2 protein-coding genes and 1 pseudogene are annotated in these 2,981 nt (G+C 70.5%); 2 read left to right on the top strand and 1 reads right to left on the bottom strand.

The window, feature by feature from the left end; all coding sequences use genetic code 11:
• Nucleotides 1-427 (bottom strand): annotated as a pseudogene (locus Q8814_RS25415) (hypothetical protein); the annotation flags it as partial.
• Between Q8814_RS25415 and Q8814_RS25410 the strand changes: the two are divergent.
• Nucleotides 426-1,649 carry a CoA transferase gene (locus tag Q8814_RS25410; protein ID WP_330154722.1) on the top strand — a complete coding sequence of 408 codons (1,224 nt, stop codon included), beginning with the start codon at nucleotides 426-428 and terminating at the stop codon, nucleotides 1,647-1,649. The pseudogene Q8814_RS25415 and the gene Q8814_RS25410 sit on opposite strands and share 2 nt — an antisense overlap.
• Nucleotides 1,646-2,981: amidohydrolase family protein (locus tag Q8814_RS25405; protein ID WP_330154721.1), on the top strand; the 1,336-nt coding region annotated here is incomplete at its 3' end. The genes Q8814_RS25410 and Q8814_RS25405, both read left to right, overlap by 4 nt.

Here is a 2,981-nt window from a genome sequence, read left to right as displayed (position 1 = left end):
CCACCAGCGACGCGTGTGGATTCTGCGTCACGGCGCCGAAGAACGTCGCGAGACTCGTATCGACGTCGGGTGTCCCGACCACCGTTTTCGCCTCCGGGTCGGGGCCGGTGACATAGGTGAGGTCGAGTGCGTCGAGCAGCGGCCCGAACGCGTCCGTATCGGGCGAGGTCGTCGCCCGGCCCACCAGCAGGCGATCGGACATGGCAGCCCTGTACGCCGCCCGGTCGAGCACCGAGGCAGGAGCATCGTCGAGGTCGACGATCAACATCGGCCGATCGACTGTGCCGCCTTCACCGACGAGGGGAGCGTCGGCTGCTCCGTCCGCGAGATCAGCAGCGGAAATGGTGACCGCTGTCGTCGTGTCCATGTGTTCTGCCTTCGCGCTCGACTCCGGCCCCATCGCGATGGAATGTAGCATCACGCCCATGTCCTCCACTCCTGCCGCCGATCCCGTCCGGGACTGGGCGGAGAGTGGAATTGCCTCTCTGACGGGCAGACTCGACGGCCCGCCCCTGATCCCGCCGGGCCGTGCCGCGACCACGGCACGCGAACTGGCAGCCTGGATCGGGTCGGCCACCGCAGGATCGGTGCAGCTCGACGGCGCCCGCCTGCTGTCCGAACGCGCCGCGTTCACGGGGGCTCGTCGCGCGGGCGCAACGTCGGTCGGCGGGGCGTGCCGGCTGCTGCCCACCGCCGACGGATGGGCTGCGGTGTCGTGTGCACGCCCCGACGACCCCCTGCTGCTGGGCGCGCTCGTCGGCGCCGACATCGGTGACGATCCGTGGCCCGCAGTAACCTCCTGGCTCGCCGGGCACACCGGCGCCGACCTGGCCGAGCGCGTGGAGCTTCTCGGTATTGCCGGCGGCCCCGTCGCTCCCCCCGACGGGCTTCCCCCCGTGCCGCTCGCGCCGCGGTCCGTCGAAGGCGCGCTCGTCGTCGACTTCAGTGCGCTGTGGGCGGGCCCGCTGTGCGCCCATCTGCTGGGGCTGGCGGGGGCACGGGTGGTGAAGGTGGAAACTCCGCACCGGCCGGACGGCGCACGCCGCGGCAATGCCGACTTCTACCGACTGTTGCACGGCGGCCACGAGTCGATCGTGCTCGATCCTTCCGACGACACACAGCGCCGGGAACTGGCCGCCGTGGTTGCCGCTGCGGACATCGTCATCGAAGCGTCCCGCCCGCGTGCACTGGCCGGATTCGGTCTCGATGCCGAACAGTTCGTTGCCGACGGCGGCACCTGGGTGTCCATCACCGCGCACGGTCGCGGTTCGCAACGCATCGGATTCGGAGACGACGTCGCCGCGACCGCCGGTCTGCTCGCCTCCGACGCGACCGGGCCGGTCTTCGTCGGCGATGCATTCGCCGATCCGCTCACCGGGCTCACTGCTGCCGCCCTCGCACTGTCCGCCCCCGCCGACGACCCCGGCGCACTGTGGGACATCTCGATGTCCTCTGTCGTCGCCGCCACTCTCAACTCCCCGAGTTTCCCTGCGCCGCAGCCTTATCGGCGACGGGACGGCTGGTGGGTGGACGCACCGTCGGGAACGGTCGCGATCGCCGAGCCGCGACGCCGCGAACCCGACGGCGCAGCGCCCGAATCCGGCCGTGACACCACCGGGCTCCTGACCGAGCTCGGAATCCGGCGATGAGCACGCTGGTGGTGCACGACGTCGAACTCGACGGCACTGCGGGTTTCGACGTCCTGATTCGCGACGGCCGGATCGCCGAAGTCGGGTCCGCGCTCACCACACCGAGGCGCAGCGAAGTGATCGACGGTCGCGGAGGGGTACTGATCCCCGGCCTGCACGACCACCACATCCATCTGCACGCGCTCGCCGCCGACCGCGCGTCGGTGCGCTGCGGACCACCGCACGTGCACACCGTCGACGATCTCGCCGCCGCCTTGAACGCAGCGTCCGGTGACGACTGGATCCGTGGCGTCGGTTACTTCGAATCTGTTGCGGGAATGCTCGATTCGCAGGCCCTCGACCGTCTGCATTCGACACGACCGGTGCGCATTCAGCACCGCAGCGGTGCCCTGTGGATCCTGAACTCGACCGCAGCCGCGCTGGTCGGACTCGACACCGCCGACCACCCGGGCGTCGAACGCGACGACGCGGGCCGTCCCACCGGCCGGGTGTGGCGCGCCGATACCTGGCTACGAGACCGCCTGCCCGACACCGGACCACCACCACTCGACGCACTCGGCACCGAGCTCGCCGGGTACGGCATCACGGGGCTTACCGACGCGACACCGGACCTGTCACCGAGCTCGCTCACCGCGCTGATCGACGCACACACCTCCGGCGCCGTGCCGCAGCGCCTGCATCTCCTCGGCGCGCCGAACGGCTTCACGTCCGCCGACCCCGCGGTCACGGTCGGCCCGTACAAGATCGTGCTGGCCGACTCCGGCCTTCCCGACCTCGACGTACTCACGGAGACGATCCGCAGCACGCACGCGGCGGGTCGCGCGGTCGCCGTGCACTGCGTCAGCCGGGAAGCCTTCGCAATCCTGCTCGCCGTCTTCACCGAAGTGGGCGCGCATCCCGGCGACCGCATCGAACACGGCGCGCTGGTTCCCGCAGAGTCGATCACCGACCTGCACCGTCTCGGTCTGCGCGTGGTCACCCAACCCGGTTTCCTCGCCGACCGAGGCGACAGCTACCTGCAGGAGGTCGATCCGAGGGATGTCGGCGACCTGTACCGGTGCCGCAGTCTGCTCGACAGCGTTGTGCCCCTGGCGTTGTCGAGCGATGCGCCGTACGGTCCGCTCGACCCGTGGCAGATCGTCGAGGCAGCGGTAACGCGCACAGCCGCATCGGGTGCGGTGGTCGGAGCATCCGAACGGCTCGATCCGGCAGAGGCGATCGCGGGGTTCCTTTCTGCCGCAGACGATCCGGGCGGACGGTCGCGCACTGTCGCACCCGGTGGGCGTGCGGATGTGGTCCTTCTCGACAGACCGCTGGCCGACGCCCTGGCCG

Origin of the sequence: Rhodococcus chondri (assembly GCF_036327435.1) — a bacterium.
Classification (GTDB): domain Bacteria; phylum Actinomycetota; class Actinomycetes; order Mycobacteriales; family Mycobacteriaceae; genus Rhodococcus; species Rhodococcus chondri.
Note: the sequence above shows the minus strand (reverse complement) of the source record. Positions and strands in the feature narration are given on the sequence as shown.

Bases quoted from the DNA above. Each gene is read 5' to 3' on its own strand.
- Q8814_RS25410 (WP_330154722.1), top strand. From the start codon at position 426: ATGTCCTCCACTCCTGCCGCCGATCCCGTCCGGGACTGGGCGGAGAGT.